Source organism: Nocardia sp. FBN12 (genome assembly GCF_050320175.1).
In the GTDB taxonomy this organism is placed as follows: Bacteria; Actinomycetota; Actinomycetes; order Mycobacteriales; family Mycobacteriaceae; genus Nocardia.
The window spans coordinates 4,484,395-4,503,147 of the sequence record NZ_CP190048.1; the positions used below are offsets into that span (position 1 = coordinate 4,484,395).

An 18,753-nucleotide genomic window follows, 5' to 3' on the forward strand; every position below is an offset into this window, starting at 1 on the left:
AGTCCATCCTCTACAGTTGGACACATGACCAAGAGCACCTGGGTGAACTGGGCAGGCGAGCAGCGCTGCACACCCGCCGTCGTCGCCGCGCCGCGTGACGTCGAGGAACTGGCCGCGATCGTGGCCGATTCGGTCGCCGCGGGGCGGACCGTGCGCGTGGCCGGGTCGGGGCACTCGTTCACCGACGCGGTGCTCACCGACGGCACACTCGTCGACCTCAGCGGCCTGAACAAGGTGCTCGATGTCGACGCCGACACCGGCCGGGTGCGCGTGGAGGCCGGGATCTCGCTGCACGCGGCGAGCCCGATATTGCACGACCACGGGCTGGCCTTCCCCAATCTCGGCGACATCGATACACAGAGCCTGGCCGGCGCGACCGCCACCGCCACCCACGGCACCGGATCCCGGCTGCGCAATATCTCCGCCGCGCTGCACTCGGTGGAGTTGCTGCGTGCCGACGGCACCCGGGTGGAGCTCGACGAGCAGACCGATCCCGACGGCTGGAAGGCGGCGCGAGTCAGTGTCGGCGCGCTCGGCATCGTCACCGCGGCCACCTTGCAGCTCGCGCCGTCGTTCGTGCTGGAGTGCGTCGAAACACCGGTGGCGCTGGACGAGATCCTCGCCGATATCGACGAATTCGCCGATGGCAGTGACCATTTCGAGTTCTTCGCCTTCCCGCACAGTGGCACGGCGATGACCAAGGCCATCAATCGCACCGAGGCGCCGGAACAACCGCGCGGCAAGGTGAACGAATGGATCAACGACATCCTGATCGCCAACCATGTCTACGGCGGCATGTGCAAGCTCGGCCGGCGAATTCCCGCCGCCATTCCCGTGATTCATCGCGCGGCCACCCTGGCGGGCAGCAACAACCGGCAGGTCGACCGCTCCTACCGCGTGTTCTCCACGCCGCGGCTGGTGAAGTTCAACGAGATGGAATACGCGATCCCGCGCGCACACGCAGCGCAGGCGATCCGCGAGATACTGGCGCTGGGAAGGCGATTCGGCACGCCGATGCCGATCGAGGTGCGCTGGGTCGCGCCCGACGACGCCTTCCTCTCCCCCGCCGGCGGCCGCGAGACCTGCTACATCGCGGTGCACCAGTACGAGGGCATGGTGTGGGAGCCGTATTTCCGTGCGTGCGAGGCGGTGTTCAACACCTATGACGGCAGGCCGCACTGGGGCAAACGCCACTTCCAGACCGCCGAGACGCTGCGCCCGCGCTACCCCGAATGGGACCGCTTCGCCGCGGTACGACGCCGCTTCGACCCCACCGGGGTATTCGCCAACGACTACGTGAACCGGGTGCTCGGCACCCTCGACTGAGGCGGACACACCTCGGACAACAGTGTCGCCGGTTCGTCCGCACGCGCCCCCGACGGTGCGCCCGGATGGAATGATGGGCGGTGATAGCCGAAGCGCCACAAGCACTTCGCCCCTGCGCCGAAAGGGCGACCATGGCCCACACTCCCACAGTGTTGTTCGTCTGCGTCCACAACGCGGGCCGATCACAGATGGCGGCGGGCTTGCTGCGCGCCATGGCCGGTGACCGGATCGAGGTGCGCACCGCGGGCAGCGACCCGGCGCCCGCGCTGAACCCCGCCGCGGTGGCGGCCATGGCCGAGATCGGGATTGATATCTCCGGCGAACGACCAAAGCCGCTCACCGATGACGTGGTCGGGCTCTCGGACGTGGTGGTCACGATGGGGTGTGGCGAGGTGTGCCCGTACTTTCCCGGGATCAGCTATCGCGACTGGGTGCTGTCGGATCCGGCCGGGCAGCCGATCGAGGTGGTGCGCAGCATTCGCGATCACCTGCAGATCCTGATCGGCAATCTGATCGCGGAACTGGTGCCGGTGCCTGCGCGCTGAACGTCCGATTCGTTCAAGACTTCGTCGGGTTCACGTGTCTACGCTGCGAATATGACTCCACAGCTCGATGTCGTGTCCGTTGTTGTTTCCGATATGGCCGCTTCGGTGGCCTTCTACCGCAAGCTGGGGCTGGTTTTCCCCGACGGCTCCGAAACCGAGGGGCATGCCGAGGCCGTGCTCGGCGGCGGGCTGCGGCTGGCGCTGGACACCGAGGCCACGATCGCCTCGTTCACGCCCGGCTGGCAGCCACCGACCGGCCCCGGCCGCAGCAGTCTCGCGTTCCGCTGCGCCGATCCGGCCGAGGTCGACAAGCTCTACGCCGAGCTCGTCGACGCCGGCCATCACGGGGAACTCCCGCCATGGGATGCCTTCTGGGGTCAGCGTTACGCCTCGCTCGTCGACCCCGACGGGCACGGAATCGACCTCTACGCGCCGTTGCCAGCCGAATAGGTCGACCAGTCGTGCGGGGCGCGCTGACGCCGCTGATACACGCCGAGCATGTCGCGGACCTCGTCGCTGACCGGGGGTTCTCCGGTGAGCCTGGTCCACAGGTGCGCGTCGTGCTCGGTGAGCGTCACCGGTCCCGTGGCGGCCACGTCGACCACGAAGGTGAACTGCCGCGTGCGGGCACCCGCGCCGGTCAGGTAGTCGAAATCGCCGAGATAGTCGCTGACCCCGGTGACCTCGAGCCCGGTCTCCTCCGCGACTTCGCGGGCCAGCGCTTCGTCGAGTGCCTCACCCGGCTCGACGACGCCGCTGGGCAGCTCCCACCGGCCACTCAGGAAATCCGATCGTCGGCGGCGCAGGATGAGTACTCGTTGATGGCGGACGATGACCGCGCCGACGACAAGCCGGCGGATTTCGTCTCGTTCAGCCTCGATACGGAGTGCGGAGTACACGGATTCGTCGATCATCAGGTCACATCCTCTCGTCGGTGTTCGGACTGTGCTGAGCACTTGCGACGGGGCGTGCTCTGTGAGCGTAACCCTCCGTCACGATGAATCCGAATGAGACTTTCCGGGCATCGAGGTGCTGGTCAGCCCATTTGTAGTGCGCGCACCGAGCATCCCGCCAGGTCACGGAATTCCCGCGACAGGTGCGCTTGGTCGGCGAAACCGGTCGTCGCCGCGATTCGCGCGGCTGGGACGCCGGTGCGAACCGCCCCCAGCGCACGTTGAAATCGCAGCACACGGGCCAGCATCTTGGGTCCGTAGCCGAACGCGGACAACGATCGCCGATGCAGCATCCGGGCCGACATACCCGTCTCGGCGGCGGTTTCGGCAACCGTCGCACCCGCCGACAACGAGTCGACGACGGCGGTGAGCGCCGGATCCGCCGGACCGTTCTCGGCGGCGAATCGTAATGCGATCGCTTCCAGCGCGGCCACGCGGTCGGGCGCGTTGTCGACCTGGTCGACGAGTGCGCGGGTGGTCCGCGACGGTGCGATCTCGGCCAGGTCGACCCGCTGGTTCAGCAGCTCCACCGCCGGAATCCCGAGCAACGTCGGCGCGGTGCCCGGCGCGAACCTGATGCCGGCGAATTCGCTCGCCCGCGCGGTCGGCGCGCGGAACGCCCGATCGTCCGGACCCGCCACCATCAACGTGCCCTCGGTCCAGATCAGATCCATGCACCCGTCCGGAAACACGGTGACCGGCCCCGTGTGGGCAGGCACCGTCCGCGACCAGACCACCGCTCGGTCCAGCCGCGATGCGCGTTCCCGGTATCCCGTCACCCTTCCGACGGTAGTCCTGCCCACCGACAGGTAGCTGCCGCGCTGTCATCGCGCAGTACGTAAGATCTGGCGGCACGACGTTCGCTCGGCAGAGGGGTGCCACATGCAACCGACAGCAGCAGTGCAGGGCGGACGGCCGCGCGTGGCCGGTTTCCCGGGGGCGGACATCGATATCGAGCCCGACGTATGGTCCGGGGCGGCCGTTGACGACGACCGGATCCGGGCCTTGGCCGTCGGCGCGTATTACGGCCGGAGCTGGGGTGCGCAGTGCGATGGGGTCGCGTTCCTCCCGGAGGAGCCGGACAGCTCGTCGACGCGGCGCGAGACCGCGATCGAGGGACTCCATGAATCGTGGGGCGTCGACAACGCCGAGGACGCCCATGACACCGCGCGGCGGTTGCTGGCCGGGATGCACGCGCCGCTGTTCGAACTCGTCCATCCGCTCGCCGTCATGGCGGCGACCGATACCGGACGGGTCGACCGGTCCGGGTTGGCCGACGAGCACCGCGAATTCCTGCACACGCTCTCGGGTTTCCGCGGGTATCGCGGACCCGCGGGGATCGATCGCGACTACGACGCCTGGTTGCAGGCCATCAAACTCGGCATCACCGACAGTCTGCCGACGCCGCTGCAGATCGACGCCACCGCATGGGATCTGGCACGGCTGGTGTTCATCGCCCGCGCCGCGTGCACGGCGGGTTACCTCACCGAGGACGAGGCGTGGGAGCACATGCTGACCGGCCTGGATCGGGCGCGTCAGCACTATCGCAATTGGCGCCAGTTCGGCGACGGGTTCCTCACCGGGGCGATCTTCTGGGCGGCCACACAGGATCTATCGGCGGCGAAAAGTCAAGTGGCCGAACGCAGGCGGATGATCGCGGGGCTTCACCTGCGGCCGTCGAGTCCATGGCGGCGGGTCGCCCTGCACGCGGGTGCGCCGGTGTTCAGCCCGGCATCGTCAGCATGATGCCGACGGCTTGACGGCGGAACGGATCGTCGTCGACCATGCCGAGTTTGCGGCGTTCCACCAGCAGTTGCCATTCGCCGAAGAGGTCGGCCGAGGAGGGCATCGTCGCGGCGATGGATCCGTCGACGTGCTCGATTTCGCAGGCCAGCTGGACGGCCTCGGTGATGCGGGTGAAGTCGGCGGGTTCCCAGTCGACGAAGTCCAGGTCGGCGCCCGCGCCCGAAATACGCAGGGTCGCAACCTGACCGGAGATCACTTCGGCGCCGGACAGGACCGAGACCGGGAATTCGTAGACCGCCCACGCGGAGACGAACAGCAGGCGCAGGGTGGTGATCGCGACCAGGCCGGGTGCGCCCTCGTGGCCGGCTTGGGCCAGTTCGAGCACGTACTCATCGGGACGGGCACAGCGGTGCAGGATGTCGATCTCACGTAAGGAGTTGCCCGCGTGGCGCATTCGGTACGCGGCGGCCGTGACATCGGGACGTTGCCTGCCGTTCGCACCGTGCACCGATTGTGGTGGAACGAGATTCGGTCGAGGAGGGAAGACCCTCCGTAAGCTGACCAGGTCACGTTCGACCGCTCTGATCAGCGTCTGCGCCTGCTCGCGTAAACCGGTTTCGAGGAACACCGGCACCGGATGACGTTCGGTCGGCGCCCCGTCGACCACGAACTGCGCCGACCGGAAGAACAGCAGCAGTGCCATCTGCCCGTCCTCGGTGGTCGCGAGCGCGACCCTGCCCAGTTCGGCGACGCCGACATCCAGCCCGATCTCGTTGTCCGCGCGCAGCGGCGTCGTCACCAGCCGCCCGTCCGCGTACCGAACCGCGACCCGCGCACCCCATACTTCGATCACAGCCACGTCCCTCCTGGCCTGCCCCGCATCGGTGGATCGTACCGAGGGGCACTGACGGGCCGGGCGATGGTCCCGCCGATGGTGCCGGAAGGTGCGTCGAGGTGGCAGGCTGTACGCATGCCCGATGATCAGGAAATCTCCGCCGACCAGTCCGGTGATGCGAACGAAACTCCGGAAGAGGCGACCAAGCGGAAGTTCCGCGAGGCGCTCGAGCGGAAGAACGGCCACTCCTCCGCCGGAGGGGCCGCGCAGAATGCCGCCAAGGTGCGTGGGACGCACGCGCAGGCAGGCGGGAAGCGCACCTTCCGCCGTCGCGCCGGAGGATAGTTCGCGCTGCGGCCCCGCTTCCGTGAGCAGCCCTGCCCCGCCGGTAATCACCGTGCGGCGCAGGGCTTTTCGGTGACGCGGAGCTACTGCAAGCGGGAGGTGTCGGCGTCCGCTTCGGATCGAACCGCGTTCTCGAACGTGGTACCGCTGTCTGCTTCGCTGAAGACCAGCCAACATCCCCGGATGGCGCCGAGCAGGTCTTCGAGCAGGTCGATCGCGGGGCGAGTGGGGTCGAGGCGGCAGATGCGATATCCGTCGGACCAGGCGTCGGGATCGTCGTCCTCGTCGCGCTCCTCGATTTCCTGCGCGGCGTCGATGATTCCGTCCAGGTCGCGAACCTTGCCTTCGGACACGGCGATGGCATCGGCGATCAGGTCGACCACCACCTGGGTGGGCGTCTCCCCCTCGCCGAGCCGTTCCAGGACCACGGTCGGCGTTTCGACCTGCAGTGCTTCGATGTCGTCCGCCTCGGCGACCACGTCCACCGGCTCGAGGCCCGTGACCTCGCCCGCCACCGTCGCCGCGGCCCGTAGCCAGTGTGCGGCGGCGACCGATGCGGCGGCCGGATCCAGTTCGGTGAACAGGTCGATCGTGCCCAACGGGTTGGCGCGGAGCAGGCTGTCCGCCGCGTGCACCTGCACCGGGGAGATCTCCGGCCGGGTGAGTTCGACGGCCTGCCTGGCTCGGCCTGCCAGATCACCCAGTTCCGCGGCCGTGATCGCCGCCTGCTCGGTCAGCACCTCGTTCACCACCCGGTCCACCAGGCCCGCGTCACCGATCGCGTGGAGCACGCGGCCCACGTGGTGCGCGGATTCCTCGATGGGGCTGTAGAAGACCAGCATGCATCCGTCGTCGTCGGGCAGATTGGGGGTGCGCAGCGCTGCTTCGACCTTCGCGAAGCGATTGCGCTCCTCCGCCCGCCGCCACGCTTCCCCGTTCTCGATATCGGGATCCCCGGCCGCGGTCGCCGGATGGGTGTAGGTCCGCCACTGAAACCGCGCCAAACTCGCCAGCGCCGCCGCCAGCTCCACCCCGTGCTCGGCCCCCGGCACCTCGGCGATCGTCTCGGCGACGTCACCCCGACCGGTCCCCCAGGTGGCGACCAGCGTTCCCGCCCCCGAGTCGTATGCATACCGCGTCATTCGCTCAGTTCTACGTGGCCTCGCCGCACGGGCCTGCACCAGGGTCTCGCCGGTCAGATCAGGCGCGGCCGATGCCAGGGACGAAGCGGCCCGTGGCGGCGAGGTAGGCGCGATAGTTCGCGCCGTGTACCCGCGTCAGATACGGCTCCTCGACGACGCGCACCTGGAGTTCGATCGTCACCAGCAGCAATGCGAACGCGACGATCGCGACAGCGTCCGGGATGATCAGCGTGATGCCACCGGCGAACAGCAGCATCGCGGTGAAGATGGGGTTCCGGACCAGACCGAACACGCCGGTGTCGACCAGAGTGACCGAGTGCGCAGCTCGCCATCATGTGTTTCCCCTGGTGAAGTCGTCACAGCAGCCGTCGGGATCCCCGTGACCGCATCCGGTGGACGTTGTCGTGCAGCAGGTTTCGCCCTGCCAGGCGTTGATCCCTTCTCTGATCGCGATCACCGCGATCACCAGCGCCGCGAGCGGGTCGGCCAACGACCAGCCGAAAAGGCTGTTGAGCACCAGGCCGACAAGCAGCACAGCCGAGAGATAGGTGCACAACAGGGTTTGCTTGGAATCTGCGACGGCGGAGGCGGACCCGAGTTCGCGTCCGGCCCTGCGCTGCGCTGCGGACAGCACCGGCATGATCACCAGACTCGCTGCCGCCAGCCCGATTCCGACCGTCGAATGCCGCGCCTCGCCGACCCCGAGCAGTGAACGGACAGCGTCGACGGCGACATAGGCGGCCAACGCGAAGAACGAGAATGCGATGACCCGCAGCGCCACCTTCTCCCGCGCTTCCGGATCGCGCCCGGCGAACTGCCACGCCACCGCGGCCGCCGAGGACACCTCGATCACCGAGTCCAGTCCGAACCCGATCAGCGCGGTCGAGGAGACCCGCGCTCCTTCGGCCAGCGCGATGACCGCCTCGACCACGTTGTAGCTGATGGTCACCGCGACCAACCATCGAATCCGCTTCGCCAGCACCACCTTCCGCGCCGAACTCGGCGCCGTCAGCGCAGGCATCCCGATCGACTCCATCAGCAGCAGCCATCCGACTCCGCCGCCGGGCAGCAGGCCGGATCGACAGCCAGCACCAGCCCGACCAGATCGTCCAAGGCCCGCCCGATCCGCGGATCGGACAGCTCATACCGACTGCGCCGCCCCTCAGGAACCGCGACGACCAGCCCGCATCCACGCAGGCAGGCCAGATGATTCGACAGAATCTGCCGCGAGACCCCGATCGCCTCGGCGAGCTCCGACGGATACCCAGACCCCTTCCGCAGACTCAGCAGAATCCGGGTTCGCGTCGCATCCGAGAGGGCGTAGCCGAAACGGGCGAGAGCGTCGATCTGCACTGCGGTAGTCACGGGAAAGATAGTACAGAGACTTCTGAATTCAGAGAAGTATGTATCGAATATTGATGCCGGGGAGGGCCGCGAGCCCTCCCCCACGGCAGGTTCGGGTCACACGGTCTTGATCACACCACCGTCAGCCAGATAGTCGGCGCCGGTGAGGTTACCCGCGCGAGGCGAGGCCAGAAACGTGATCAGCGCGGCGGTCTCGGCCGGTTCGGTGAGCCGCCCGGTGGTGATTCCCATCCGTTCGGGGACCCTGGCCAGGAAGTCGGCTAGGTCCTCACCCGCCACGTCGGCGAGCCGGCCCGCGTAGCCGGACGGGTCGCCCCAGTTCTCGGTGCGGGTAGGTCCCGGACTGACCGTCATGGCACGCAGACCTTGTGGGCCGAACTCCTCGGCGAGGGCTTTGGTCAGGTTGGTGATGGCGGCTTTGGCCGTCCCGTAGTCGACCGGCGGGAAGGCGGCGCGAGCGCCGATCGAGGACACGTTGACGATCACGCCGGACCGCCGCAGGAGGCCGGGCAGCAGCGCTCGGGTGACGCGGACCGTGGCGAACAGGTTGAGGTCATAGGTCTGCTGCCACGCGGCATCGTCGACGGCCAGGAAGCCAGCGGCCGCCATGCTGGCCGGTGCCACGCCACCGAGATTGTTGACCAGGATGTCCACGTCGCCGAATTCGGTGAGCTGGGCGGCACTCAGCGGATCGGTGAGGTCGAGCGACACCGCGGTCACGCCGAGTTCGGCCAGGTCACTGTTCGTGCCCGCGGACCGTGCGGCCGCGATGACGTGCACGCCCTCGGCCGCGAGCGACCGGGCGACTTCGAGCCCGATCCCCCTGCTGGCACCGGTGACGACGGCGGTCTTTCCCGAAAGTTGTAGATCCATGATGTTCCTTTCTTGAACTACAGATACAAAATATGAGCATGACGAAGCGCGGGAAGTTCACACCAGAGACGTCAGAGGGCGCGCAACGCCGTAGCGGCCATAATGTCGAGGCGCGGCGAACTCTGATCGGCCTTGGCCAGCACCCGAATGCCGTTGATCGTCGCGAGGAACAGCCCGGCCACGGCCACGGCATCGACGTCGGCGGCGATCTCGCCGGAACGCTGTCCTTCCTCGATGGTGCTCCGGAAGGCCGCCTCCTGCCGGTCGAAGATTCGCCGCACGAGATGTTCGACCACCTGATCCCGACCGCCGAACTCGATCGCGGCATTGGCGGCCATGCATCCGCGCCCGTCATCCGACCGCGCCGCGTCGACCACCAGATCGACCGCGGCACGCAGACGCTCGCGCGGCGCGCCCGGCCCATCCAGCACCTGAATCAGGCGCACCGACTCCCGCTCGTAGTAACGCCGCAACGTCCGCTCGAACAGCGCGCGCTTGCTCTCGAACGCGTTGTAGAGGCTGCCGCTACCGATCCCGAGCTCAGCAGTGAGCCGCTTCGGCGTGGTGCCCGCATAGCCGTTGGCCCAGAAGACTTCCATCGCCTGGTCCACGGCTCGATCCATGTCGAACCCCTTGCTCCGCGCCACATCCTGAACCCTACACATAGTGGATTCGAAGTTACAAAACTGCGTCGTCCGCGCACGAAAAAGCCCCTCACCTGCGTGTCAGGTGAGGGGCTCTGAGTGGAGCTGCCGGGAATCGAACCCGGGTCCTCCGCCGGATCGCAGATCCGGCAACTTTCTGACCTGCGGTTGCATTCCAATCGGTCCGGCCTCCGGTGCCCTGTTTTCGCTCCCTGTGTGGGCAAAATGTGGGCACCGGAGCACCGGAGCGCCTGGGCGCAAACGCGCGTCATGGAGCGAACTCGGCGGCCATCCCCTGGAGTCTGACGAGTCCGGCGGCGCTCACCTGCTTCTGGGCCGCCAGATATCCCACGATGAAGCCAGGGTCGTAGTCGTCGCGTTCAGACATAGCGGTCAGGATCTCGTTCGCGCTGAGCTTGGTCGGATTGTCTGTGAACCCCTTGTATCCCGCGTGGGCGAGACGACGGAGTTGCGTCGCGAGGTCCTCTGGGGGCGGATCGGTAACCTGGCCGGTCGCGAGGTTGAGCGCACCAACAGCGGCGGCCCATCCGTGAACCGGGAAGATGACGTTTTCCAACACACACAGCGCCGTGTCTTTCGTCAGCGTGACTGCGGTAACAAGCTCTTTGACGTCCGGCGTATACGAGAGCACCGGCCCGGACCCGGGCAGAATGGCATGCGACAGGGCGGTGATGTGCACATTCGCTGCCGCGAATTCGGCAAGCGGCTCCGAAGACTCGACGGCAGGGCGGGTCGGCGACATCAGCACGGGGTACAGACCCAGCCGGTGCGCTTCGCTGTTAATCCATCCGATGCACAGCTCGACGGCAGGGTCCAACGGATGTTCGGGTAGCGCCATTGGTACCCACGCGGCCCGATAGCTTGCGTGCTTCTGGTCCGTCATCGCGCGATCGTATTCGAGCGCACACCCTGTGACGTGCAGACTTAATCAGCTTCCGGGTGGTTCAGCGTGTCGGCGGGATTCAATCGCCCGGCGGATCAACGTTCGTGCGCGCTCTCCGGTGACTGACTGCCGGGCGAGCACGTCGAACGCTCGTGCGTAGAGCCGGATCTCTCGTGGCTGGGTGACGTTCAGCTCTGCGGAGACGGTTTCGACCTGGACCAGTCGGTCATCGAACATGACGAACCCGTTGATCGTCGGTGCCCGGTAGACGGCGGCTGTGGGGACGATCGCCAACGACACCCGCGCAAGCTCCATGACGGTCTGTAGTCGGTCGAGTTGACCCAACATGATCTGGTCGTCACCGGCGGTTGTGTGGAGCACCTGCTCAGCGATGACGAACCAGAACCGATGACGGCCGTGGTAGAGCACACGTTGCCGTTCGATTCGGGCGGCTACGCCCTGCTCGAGGTCGTTCGGGGTTTCGTAGAAGTCGGTGACGCGCGCGAGTATCCATCGCGCGTAGTCGGCGGTCTGGAGGAGGCCGGGCACTACCTGCGGCTCGTACCAGCGTGTGACCTCGGTGTCGGCTTCGAGCTTGACGGCCTGTTTCTGCCGTCGCTTCGTGCCGGTCGCCAGGACGCGCCTGTACTCGAGGTAGGCCGCTTCGATGTTGCGGAGCGCTGCGATGAGATCGGGCAGGTGTTCGGTGCTGTTGGTGTGCTCGCACCATGTCCGAACGTCGTCCTCGGACGGCGTCTGTTTGCCGTATTCGACCTTGCTGATCTTGGACTCGTGCCAGCCCGCGAGACCCGCAAGAGCGCGGCCGGTGAGTCGGGCATCGTGGCGAAGGCCCCGGAGCTGGAGCCCCAGGGCCTCGCGTGCCGCGTGGACGGCGCTTGTCACCGCTGGGGTTCTCCGGCGGCGTACTCATCACGGGGAACCGACTTCAGCCAGACCGTGTCTCGTACTTCCCGCAGCATCGCGAGAATCCTGGGGTCGGTGGTCACCGCACCGCCCGCGAAACGGCCGGACGGCTCGAACACGTTGAACGAGGCGACCCTGTCATCGAAGAGCCACCAATCGTCAGTGGTCAGCAGCTCAGGGTCGATGTCGGCGCGGTCGATGTACTGGACCTGTTCACCCGCACGGATGTTCTCCTGCGCGACGTGCAGACACCACCGCGTGTAGTCGGTATGAGGACGGCTGACCACCCGAACCCTGCGCACAGTCGCACCGGACGCGGTCAGGTCGGCTACCTGGTCGAGCCACGGAGTCATCCATCCGTAGTCGTCGGGTTCACCGGCCAACCACCGCGCGTAAGGCCCGTTTTCGAGGTCTACGGCGTAGGTGTCTTGGACCTCGAGGTGGAACGCGTCGCGCGTGGTTCTGCCGAACAGTTCGGCGAACCCGTCGTCACTGAGTTGCTGCATGACCGTAAAACTCTCGCTTTCGTAGCGGTACCTCGATGGCTGTCTCGTCGGCAGCCAGGTCGATCTGTGCGAGCGTGTCTGTCTCGGTGATCGGGCGACCGGTCACGGTGAACGTGCCTCGGCCGGTGTCGGTGAGCGTTGCGCCCAGGTATGTGCGTGGCTGTGCGAAACCGGTTAGCAGGTGCGGGATTTCGACTGTGTCGGCGGTGTCGGTAGTCCAGCCCTGCACCAGGAATGTGCCCTGGTCTGTCTCGTACAGCGATGGGCAACCGTTCGTGTTCGATCCACCTGATCCCAGAAAATGAAGCTTCACTTTGGACCCTCCCGTCCAGCGGTGTGCGTGAGTTTGCGTCACGCACGTTCATGGTCGCGTGAAACCCGGTGTGCTGACCAGCATTTGCGCAACTTCGAGCAAACTGAAGCAAAGTCGTAGTGCTGCCGACCTGGTGGTTCGTACGTTGAACACGGCTCCGGTAGCGAGTGACAGATCCGAACGGCCACCCCCTTACGTTCTCCCTCTGTGTTGTGCCTCGCTACCGGATGCCTACCAACTTCGGCCCTGGAAGGTGCGCCATGAGCAAGGCGATACAAGAGACATTGGACGCCCTGCGCGAACGTGCCGCGCTTCGGTCGATGGCGATCCGCAAGGCTCCCGAACCGCCCTATGGGTGGGAGTTGTACAACCCCTACAGGGTGGTCGTCACCGGGTCGCTGGAGAACGTGGCCGACTGGCTGACCGCAGCCGAACAGCGCGACGTCGCACCCCGACCGCTGAACACAGCAGGGGCGAGGGCAGACGGATGATGACGCTGGGATGGACGGTCGCAGTCGGACTCCCGGGGGCGGTATTCATTGCCGCAGTGTGGCCCAGGCGCGATACTCACGCACGCCCAGGTCGCCGCGCTGGCTGCTGAGTCGAAGCACCCGGCGATCGTGATGCTCTTGGCCTACTCCGGTCTCCGGTGGGGCGAGATGGCTGCTCTGCGACCGCGTGACATCGACGTGGCTCGTCGGCGCATCCACATCGTCCGGTCAGCATCCAAGGTGAACTCCCGCACGGTGATCGGCACCCCGAAGACGTGGGAGCGGCGCACGGTCGCGGTACCGGCCGAAGTGATGGACCTCAGCGTCCCGGTCCTGAAGGGCAAGCACTCGACAGAGTTGGTGTGGTCGCGGCCGGATGGTCAGCCGTTGCGCCCGCCGACGACAACGCATTGGTTCGGTGGCGCTGTGCGTCGCTGCATCGCAGCGTCCACACCGCGAGACGAGGACGGCAACGCGACGGACTCCCCCACCTTCCCTCGCGTCACGGCGCACGAACTGCGGCACACTGCCGCGTCCCTGATGATCCGGTCCGGTGCTCACGTGAAGACTGTCCAACGCCAGCTCGGCCACAAGTCAGCGACGATGACCCTCGACAACTACGGGCACCTGTTCGAGGACGACTTGGACGATGTGGCGGCCCGTATGGGCTCCGGTTTGAGGCTTGCTGCCGCAGGATGTGGGCAAAGTGTGGGCAGCAGGCCGAATCTGACCGTGCTCAGCGCATAAAAAAAGTCTCTGACCTGCATTAACAGGCCAGAGACTTCGAGTGGAGCTGCCGGGAATCGAACCCGGGTCCTCCGCCGCGTCTTCAGGGCTTCTCCGTGTGCAGTTCGCTATGTCTCTGCTTGGATCTCCAGGTCTCGCGAACAAGCTTGGATGACGATCCCAGTCGCTGTTAGATGTCCCATTCGACTCCGCGACCGAGCCGAACGGTAATTCCCTCTAGCTGATGCCAGTACCCGGGTCGAGGGACGAACCCGGACTGACAGAGACGTCCTGGCTACTTAGGCAGCGAGGGCGTACTCGCGCTGATTGGAATCGGCGCTTAATTGGTTGCAGCGACGCTTACGGTGGTCTCTTGCCTGCACCGACACGCTTCCCCTGAATCAACGTACGCAGTCGAAACCGTTCAGCCCCGTACGTGCCCGCACCTTGCGGGCTAGTCATATTAACACCGGCGCGGCGCGGGATCATCCCATTATCCGCTGCCAGCTCGCGGTGGCGCCGAGGTGATCTTGTGGCGAACCACTGGCCGACCGCATCGGCGAAACCGGGTAGGAGTGCCGGGAGCGGCGGGTACTGTTCTCGATCGGCCGCCCCGGAACTGTGAAATGTCCTGGGCGACTGGAGCAAGGAGTTATCCCATGGCATACACCAGTCACCGTGGACTACGCCGATTCGCGGCTGTCCCGGCTGTCGCGAGTCTCGTGCTGGCCGCGGCGTGCTCGTCCGGCGAGCCCACCGCCGCGCCGGGCGTCACCAGCGCACCGTGTCCTGGTTCGGCGAACACAGACCGCGGCTGCATCTATCTCGGGGTGCTCTCGGATCTGCAGAACGGGCCGTTCTCCGCGCTCGGAGCGTCGATGAACGACGGTCAGGTGGCGTTCTGGCGGCAGGTCAACGCGGCGGGCGGTATCGGCGGCTACGACATCGACATCAGCACCTACACCCGCAACACCTCCCTCGATCCCCGCACTCATCGCGGCGCGTATCACGAGATCGAGCCGAACGTGCTCGCGTTGTCGATGAGTTTCGGGACCGCGCAGACCATCGGGATGCTGAATCAGATGGACGCCGACGACATGGTGAGCACGGCGGCCACCCAGTGGTCGGGCTGGAACTATCGCAGCGCCGACCGCAACCTGGTGCTCAGCGCCGGCTACTCCTACTGCACCGAAGCGGTGACGGGACTCGACTGGTTCGCCGAAACCCATTACATGCCACGCGATATCGCCGTGGTCGCCTATCGCGGCAACTACGGCGGCGACTACGCCAGCGGCGCACTGAAGTGGGCGCTGGCCAACGACGCGACCATCGCCGATCGCATCGACACCGGACCCAATGCCGAGGTCGGCAACCAGGACGGGCCGGTCGAGGAGATCCTGGCGGCGACACCGGATCTGGTGATGCTGGCCACCGGGCCGGCCGAGACCGCGGAGATCGTGGGCAAGCTGGTGAAGGCCGGCTTCACCGGCCGGTTCCTCGGCTCGCTGCCCACCTGGAACCAGGCGCTGCTGCAATCGGCGGCCGCGCCCGCGCTGACCGCGCTCTACAACTACACGACCCCGGTCGACAGCTGGTCTGGTGACAGTGTGGGCGCCAAAAATGCCCGCGAGGCGGTCAGCGGTGAACCCGCCAACTTCGGTTACTCACTCGGCTGGGCGATCACCTACCCGCTCAAAGCCCTGCTCACGACGGCGGCGGCGAACGGCGAACTCACCAGGGCGGGCCTGCGGCGCAGCGTCGGGGCGATGAAACCCGACGGTGAGGGCATGGTCGTGATCCACCCGGCGGGCGCGGCCGAACCGGATCTGGACGCGGAATGGTCGGTGGTGTTCGAACCGGACCGGACGGCGCCGATGGGCGCCAAGGCGGTGAGAGTCGGCTATCAGGGCAAGACGCTGGGGCGGCTGAGCCTGCACGAGCCCTGCACCCGGCTGTAGGGATCAGCTCGCGGCGATCATGGCGACCGCCGCGAGCGCCAGCACCATACCGACCTTCTGGGTGGCACTGATGCGTTCGCCGAGCAGCACCATCGCCAGCAGCACAGTCGCCGCCGGATACAGCGAACCGATCACGCTGACCACCGAAAGCATCGCGCCGTGGAAGGCGTAGAGCAGCGCGGCGTTGGCGATCACATCGAGCACGCCGATCGCCAACGCCAGGCGCAGCGGCTCGCCGTGTAATCCGCGGAATTCGCCTGCCGCCAGCGCCGATGTCCACACGACCGCGGTTGCCGCGGCGCGCTGGGCCAGCAACGGCCACAGGCCCGCGCTCGCGCTGGTCTCGTGCAGGAAATAGAACGCGAAACCGAAGGCGGCGCCCGACCCGATCGTGAGGAGCGCAACCCGGCGGGTGAAACGCAGTTGCCTGCCGCCGGTGATCTCCTCGGTGGTTTCGTCGGGCGCCTCTCTGCTGACGAGCACCACCGCGACCAGGGCCAAGGCGATGCCCGCGATCGCGACCGAGCCCGGCCGTTCGCCGAGAAAGAAACCGGCGATGACCGGGATCCCAGCGACCAGCACCGCGGTCACCGGCGACACCACGGCCATGGGCCCGTCGGCCAGCGCGGCGTAGAACCACCACACCGCCAATCCACTGGCCACCCCGGCGGCCAGACCCCACACCATCGACGCGGTGTCGGCATGCCCGCCGACCAGCGGCGCGATCAGCAAGACCAACAGCACCGAGAACGGGTACGACACCACGACCACCCGCAATGCGGTGACCCTGCGTGCCGCGATCCCGCCGAAGAAGTCGCTGACTCCGTAGCCCGCCGCCGCGATGAGGGCGAGCGCGACGGAGAGCACTAACGCATGCCCTTGACCCGCCGACCCACCTCACGGGTGACCTCGCGCTCGGCCTGCTTGCGAGCCAGATCCTGACGCTTGTCGTAGTCCTGCTTGCCCTTGGCGAGCGCGAGCTCCACCTTCACCTTGCCGTCGGAGAAGTACATCGACAGCGGCACCAGCGTCTGGTTGCCCTCGCGCGACTTGCCGACCAGGTGCTCGATCTCCCGCTTGTGCAGCAGCAGCTTGCGGGTGCGGCGCGGCGAATGATTGGTCCAGGTGCCGTGACTGAACTCCGGGATGTGCAGGCCACGCAGCCAGACCTCACCGTGATCGACGGTCGCGAAGGCGTCGACGAGCGAGGCCTTGCCCTCACGCAAGCTCTTCACCTCGGTGCCGACCAGCGCGATCCCCGCCTCGTAGGTATCGAGGATCGTGTAGTTGTGCCGGGCCTTGCGGTTGGTCGCGATGACCTTCCGGCCTTTCTCCTTCATAACGGTCAACTGTAAGTGACGGCGCCAGCGGTTTATTCCATGGCTGACTCAGACCCTGGCGGCGGCCCTGGCCAGGGAACGGTCGCGCTGCTCTTCGAAACGGGCCGCCTTGACCTCGAGGTCGAGCAGGTAGGTGTGCAGCTCGTCGCGGGCGATTTCACCTTCGGCGCCGAAATCGGTGCGCTCGAAGATGCGCCAGGTGCGCAGGGTGGGGCGCAGCACGACATCGAGGTGCTGGCGCAGGTCGTAGACGCCGTGCTTGGCGAGCAGGACCGCGTTGCGCCGGAAGTTGGGCTGGTTGAGGCCGGGCATCTGGAAACGCAGGATCACATCGGTGATGGCGCGCATGGTCTCGTCGGGAGTGAGATCGAGCGCCGCGGCGCAGAGCTTGCGGTAGAAGATCATGTGCAGGTTCTCGTCGGTGGCGATGCGAGCCAGCATGCGATCGGCGACCGCGTCGTTGCACAGGGCACCGGTGTTGCGGTGGCTGATCCTGGTCGCGAGTTCCTGCAGGGTGACGTAGGCGACGCCCTTGAGGAACTGCGAACCCTTCTCGGGCTTGGCGATGCCCGCGGTCATGTGCGACATCCTGGCCTCTTCGAGCGCGACCGGGTCGACGGCGCGGGTCACGACGAGGTAGTCACGCAGGACGATGCCGTGGCGGTTCTCCTCGGCGGTCCACCGGCCGACCCAGGTACCCCAGGCGTTGTCGAAGCCGAAGGTGTCGGCGAGTTCACGGTGGTAGGAGGGCAGGTTGTCCTCGGTGAGCAGATTGGTGATCATCGCCGCCTTGGCGACCTCGCTCAGCCGCGACTGTTCGGGGTCCCAGTCGTCGCCACCCATGGCCGCGAAGTTGCGGCCCTCGTCCCACGGCACGTAATCGTGGGGGTGCCACATCTTGGCCTTGGCCAGGTGGTCGTTGAGGTTGGCTTCGGCCGTCGGCTCGAGCTCGGCGAGGATGTCGCTGTCGGACAGGTGGAGCGTCATGGGTCGACGTTACGAGGCGAGGGGCGGGTTCTCGGGGTTATTGCCCAGAATTCCGCGACTACTCATCACAACTGCCGACCTGCGGCGATGATCGGTCACAGCGACGCCGGAAGGGTGCCTGCGCACCGCGTTTCGGCACCGCCGGGGCACAGGCTGGGTACACATCATCCGGCCGAGGGCGCTGGGCCGAAGCGGCCGATGTGCAGTGGCACCGCATCCCACTGGGCGCGGTCGGGCGTGAGGTCGCCGACAACGAGCACACCCGCGTCGGCGAAAGCGCCTCTGGCTCGGGCGATGTGGTCCTCGGAGGTGACGAGCACGACCGAGCGCAGGCCCTTGTCGGCGAGCATCGCCGCGGTATTGCGAGCATTGGCGACTGTCGAATCGGCCTCGGATTCGCGGATGATCCGGCTCTGGTCGATGCCCGCGGCCACCAGCCAATCGGCCATCGCGTCGGCTTCGGACAGGCCGGCCTGCGGGTTGCCGCCGGTAACGATGATCGGTGACCACGGCGCGAAGACTGCTTGGGCCAGGCCCGCACGCAGTCGTCGGACCAGTTCCTCGCGCATCGTGCCCTCCGGTGTGAGGCCGTAGCCGAGGACCACCACCGCGGTGTCGGGGCCGTAGATTCCGGGCAGGGTCGGCGTGCCGAGGGCTCGCGCGAAGTCGAGACCGGGTGGGGCCGACAGGTCGGCACCGGCGGGTACCGGCACGCAGGCCAATCCGGATACCGCGATCGCCGCGCACACCACCCGCGTACTCCAAGTCCACCGCACCATTGCCGTCGCCTCCTCGAGCTCGGGCCGATCTCGGTGATCGATCCCGCTCGG

General features: G+C 66.8%; 24 protein-coding genes, 1 other RNA gene and 1 pseudogene. 8 read left to right on the forward strand and 18 right to left on the reverse strand.

Annotation, left to right across the window (positions count from 1 at the left end):
* Nucleotides 1–24 precede the first annotated feature (24 nt).
* From ACQHI0_RS21240 to ACQHI0_RS21250, 3 genes are all read left to right on the forward strand, one after another.
* Nucleotides 25–1,326 (forward strand): D-arabinono-1,4-lactone oxidase, encoded by a 1,302-nt coding sequence (locus ACQHI0_RS21240; RefSeq protein ID WP_427903593.1) that lies wholly within the window; start codon nt 25–27, stop codon nt 1,324–1,326.
* A 131-nt stretch (nt 1,327–1,457) separates the two neighbouring features.
* A complete protein-coding gene (locus ACQHI0_RS21245) occupies nt 1,458–1,871 on the forward strand; it encodes an arsenate reductase ArsC (protein ID WP_427903594.1) in 414 nt (137 codons plus the stop codon).
* 51 nt (nt 1,872–1,922) lie between these two features.
* Nucleotides 1,923–2,321: a VOC family protein gene (locus ACQHI0_RS21250; RefSeq protein ID WP_427903595.1), complete on the forward strand. Its 399-nt coding sequence runs from the start codon at nt 1,923–1,925 to the stop codon at nt 2,319–2,321.
* Here the strand turns inward: ACQHI0_RS21250 and ACQHI0_RS21255 are convergent.
* Together ACQHI0_RS21255 and ACQHI0_RS21260 are read right to left on the reverse strand one after the other, a co-directional pair.
* Entirely contained in the window at nt 2,297–2,785 is a 489-nt protein-coding gene (locus ACQHI0_RS21255; protein WP_427903596.1) for an NUDIX domain-containing protein, read from the reverse strand. The two genes, ACQHI0_RS21250 and ACQHI0_RS21255, sit on opposite strands and share 25 nt — an antisense overlap.
* Nucleotides 2,786–2,907: 122 nt before the next feature.
* Nucleotides 2,908–3,603, reverse strand: a complete 696-nt coding sequence (locus ACQHI0_RS21260; RefSeq protein WP_427903597.1) for a helix-turn-helix domain-containing protein — start codon at nt 3,601–3,603, stop codon at nt 2,908–2,910.
* Nucleotides 3,604–3,706: 103 nt separating this feature from the next.
* On the opposite strand from ACQHI0_RS21260, the gene ACQHI0_RS21265 reads away from it, so the two are divergent.
* Nucleotides 3,707–4,570 carry a DUF1266 domain-containing protein gene (locus tag ACQHI0_RS21265; protein ID WP_427903598.1) on the forward strand — a complete coding sequence of 288 codons (864 nt, stop codon included), beginning with the start codon at nt 3,707–3,709 and terminating at the stop codon, nt 4,568–4,570.
* Here the strand turns inward: ACQHI0_RS21265 and ACQHI0_RS21270 are convergent.
* Nucleotides 4,548–5,429: a hypothetical protein gene (locus tag ACQHI0_RS21270; protein ID WP_427903599.1), complete on the reverse strand. Its 882-nt coding sequence runs from the start codon at nt 5,427–5,429 to the stop codon at nt 4,548–4,550. The two genes, ACQHI0_RS21265 and ACQHI0_RS21270, sit on opposite strands and share 23 nt — an antisense overlap.
* 111 nt (nt 5,430–5,540) lie before the next feature.
* On the opposite strand from ACQHI0_RS21270, the gene ACQHI0_RS21275 reads away from it, so the two are divergent.
* Entirely contained in the window at nt 5,541–5,750 is a 210-nt protein-coding gene (locus ACQHI0_RS21275) for a DUF5302 domain-containing protein (protein ID WP_427903600.1), read from the forward strand.
* A gap of 83 nt (nt 5,751–5,833) precedes the next feature.
* On the opposite strand, the gene ACQHI0_RS21280 is transcribed toward ACQHI0_RS21275, so the two are convergent.
* From ACQHI0_RS21280 to ACQHI0_RS21325, 10 genes and pseudogenes are all read right to left on the reverse strand, one after another.
* Nucleotides 5,834–6,892 (reverse strand): hypothetical protein, encoded by a 1,059-nt coding sequence (locus ACQHI0_RS21280; RefSeq protein WP_427903601.1) that lies wholly within the window; start codon nt 6,890–6,892, stop codon nt 5,834–5,836.
* Between the two features lie 58 nt (nt 6,893–6,950).
* Nucleotides 6,951–7,223, reverse strand: a pseudogene (locus ACQHI0_RS21285) (methyltransferase family protein); the annotation flags it as partial.
* Nucleotides 7,224–7,928: a cation transporter gene (locus tag ACQHI0_RS21290; RefSeq protein ID WP_427903602.1), complete on the reverse strand. Its 705-nt coding sequence runs from the start codon at nt 7,926–7,928 to the stop codon at nt 7,224–7,226.
* On the reverse strand, nt 7,928–8,257 hold the full coding sequence (locus ACQHI0_RS21295) for an ArsR/SmtB family transcription factor (RefSeq protein ID WP_427903603.1): 330 nt from the start codon (nt 8,255–8,257) through the stop codon (nt 7,928–7,930). The genes ACQHI0_RS21290 and ACQHI0_RS21295 overlap by 1 nt, the downstream gene beginning before the upstream one ends.
* Nucleotides 8,258–8,353: 96 nt before the next feature.
* A complete protein-coding gene (locus ACQHI0_RS21300) occupies nt 8,354–9,130 on the reverse strand; it encodes an SDR family oxidoreductase (protein ID WP_427903604.1) in 777 nt (258 codons plus the stop codon).
* A 71-nt stretch (nt 9,131–9,201) separates the two neighbouring features.
* Nucleotides 9,202–9,753, reverse strand: a complete 552-nt coding sequence (locus ACQHI0_RS21305; RefSeq protein WP_427903605.1) for a TetR/AcrR family transcriptional regulator — start codon at nt 9,751–9,753, stop codon at nt 9,202–9,204.
* Nucleotides 9,754–10,042: 289 nt separating this feature from the next.
* Nucleotides 10,043–10,678 (reverse strand): hypothetical protein, encoded by a 636-nt coding sequence (locus ACQHI0_RS21310; RefSeq protein ID WP_427903606.1) that lies wholly within the window; start codon nt 10,676–10,678, stop codon nt 10,043–10,045.
* Between the two features lie 45 nt (nt 10,679–10,723).
* Nucleotides 10,724–11,581, reverse strand: coding sequence for a helix-turn-helix domain-containing protein (locus ACQHI0_RS21315; protein ID WP_427903607.1), 858 nt, complete (start codon nt 11,579–11,581; stop codon nt 10,724–10,726).
* A complete protein-coding gene (locus ACQHI0_RS21320) occupies nt 11,578–12,108 on the reverse strand; it encodes a DUF6879 family protein (RefSeq protein WP_427903608.1) in 531 nt (176 codons plus the stop codon). The genes ACQHI0_RS21315 and ACQHI0_RS21320 overlap by 4 nt, the downstream gene beginning before the upstream one ends.
* A complete protein-coding gene (locus ACQHI0_RS21325; protein ID WP_427903609.1) occupies nt 12,092–12,463 on the reverse strand; it encodes a hypothetical protein in 372 nt (123 codons plus the stop codon). Before ACQHI0_RS21325 ends, ACQHI0_RS21320 begins: the two co-directional genes overlap by 17 nt.
* Nucleotides 12,464–12,681: 218 nt before the next feature.
* Here ACQHI0_RS21325 and ACQHI0_RS21330 point away from each other — a divergent pair, with 218 nt between their 5' ends.
* A complete protein-coding gene (locus ACQHI0_RS21330; RefSeq protein ID WP_427903610.1) occupies nt 12,682–12,912 on the forward strand; it encodes a hypothetical protein in 231 nt (76 codons plus the stop codon).
* A gap of 48 nt (nt 12,913–12,960) precedes the next feature.
* Nucleotides 12,961–13,659, forward strand: a complete 699-nt coding sequence (locus ACQHI0_RS21335) for a site-specific integrase (RefSeq protein ID WP_427903611.1) — start codon at nt 12,961–12,963, stop codon at nt 13,657–13,659.
* Between the two features lie 38 nt (nt 13,660–13,697).
* Here the strand turns inward: ACQHI0_RS21335 and ssrA are convergent.
* Nucleotides 13,698–14,070: a transfer-messenger RNA gene (gene ssrA, locus ACQHI0_RS21340) on the reverse strand.
* 227 nt (nt 14,071–14,297) lie between these two features.
* Between ssrA and ACQHI0_RS21345 the strand changes: the two genes are divergently transcribed.
* On the forward strand, nt 14,298–15,596 hold the full coding sequence (locus ACQHI0_RS21345) for an ABC transporter substrate-binding protein (protein WP_427903612.1): 1,299 nt from the start codon (nt 14,298–14,300) through the stop codon (nt 15,594–15,596).
* Between the two features lie 3 nt (nt 15,597–15,599).
* Here the strand turns inward: ACQHI0_RS21345 and ACQHI0_RS21350 are convergent, their stop codons facing one another.
* The 4 genes from ACQHI0_RS21350 to ACQHI0_RS21365 all read right to left on the reverse strand — a co-directional run bounded on the left by ACQHI0_RS21350 (nt 15,600) and on the right by ACQHI0_RS21365 (nt 18,702).
* Nucleotides 15,600–16,463 (reverse strand): EamA family transporter, encoded by an 864-nt coding sequence (locus ACQHI0_RS21350; protein WP_427903613.1) that lies wholly within the window; start codon nt 16,461–16,463, stop codon nt 15,600–15,602.
* The gene (gene smpB, locus ACQHI0_RS21355; protein WP_427903614.1) at nt 16,463–16,936 is read right to left on the reverse strand and encodes an SsrA-binding protein SmpB; all 474 of its coding nucleotides are present in this window, start codon (nt 16,934–16,936) and stop codon (nt 16,463–16,465) included. Before smpB ends, ACQHI0_RS21350 begins: the two co-directional genes overlap by 1 nt.
* Nucleotides 16,937–16,984: 48 nt before the next feature.
* Nucleotides 16,985–17,923 (reverse strand): acyl-ACP desaturase, encoded by a 939-nt coding sequence (locus ACQHI0_RS21360; RefSeq protein ID WP_427903615.1) that lies wholly within the window; start codon nt 17,921–17,923, stop codon nt 16,985–16,987.
* Nucleotides 17,924–18,087: 164 nt separating this feature from the next.
* Complete coding sequence (locus ACQHI0_RS21365; protein ID WP_427903616.1) at nt 18,088–18,702, reverse strand: YdcF family protein; 615 nt, start codon at nt 18,700–18,702, stop codon at nt 18,088–18,090.
* Between the last annotated feature and the right edge of the window lie 51 nt (nt 18,703–18,753).